Source organism: Hymenobacter coccineus, from assembly GCF_001816125.1.
GTDB lineage: Bacteria > Bacteroidota > Bacteroidia > Cytophagales > Hymenobacteraceae > Hymenobacter > Hymenobacter coccineus.
The window spans coordinates 1-398 of sequence record NZ_MDZA01000302.1 but is presented as its reverse complement, the minus strand read 5'-3'; the positions used below and the strand labels follow the sequence as shown (position 1 = coordinate 398).

Sequence of the window (398 nt, the reverse complement as noted above, 5' to 3'; positions counted from 1 at the left end):
GTGCCGCGCAGGTAGTACGTGTCCTCGGCCGAGGCCGAGCGCAGGTTATCGGTGTAGAAGTTGCCGCGCTTGTCCAGCACCTCCGAGTGCGAAAGCGTCACCTTATCGCCCGCTTTCCCGCGCGCTTTCACCCGCACCCAGCCCACCAGGTTCTGGCCGAAGTCGAGGATGGTTTCGCCCTTGGGCGACTTCGTAACCTTCACGACCTTAAAGGTTTCGTGGGCCCGGATGGGCTCGTTGAACGAGGCAAATAGATTGTCTTTCGCGTAGGATTGCACCCGGGCCGGCGTCCAGCCGCGGGCGTCGTAGCCGGGCTGGGCCCAGCCGGTTTTTTCCAGGCGCGCGTCGTAGGTTTCGCCGCGCTGCAGCTCGGCGAAGCGGATGGGGCCCTCGCTGGT

Annotated in this window: 1 protein-coding gene; it reads right to left on the bottom strand. The window is 64.8% G+C overall.

The window, feature by feature from the left end; all coding sequences use genetic code 11:
• A partial coding sequence (locus BEN49_RS15660; protein WP_158022961.1) for a family 78 glycoside hydrolase catalytic domain occupies nt 1–398 on the bottom strand: 398 nt, incomplete at both ends.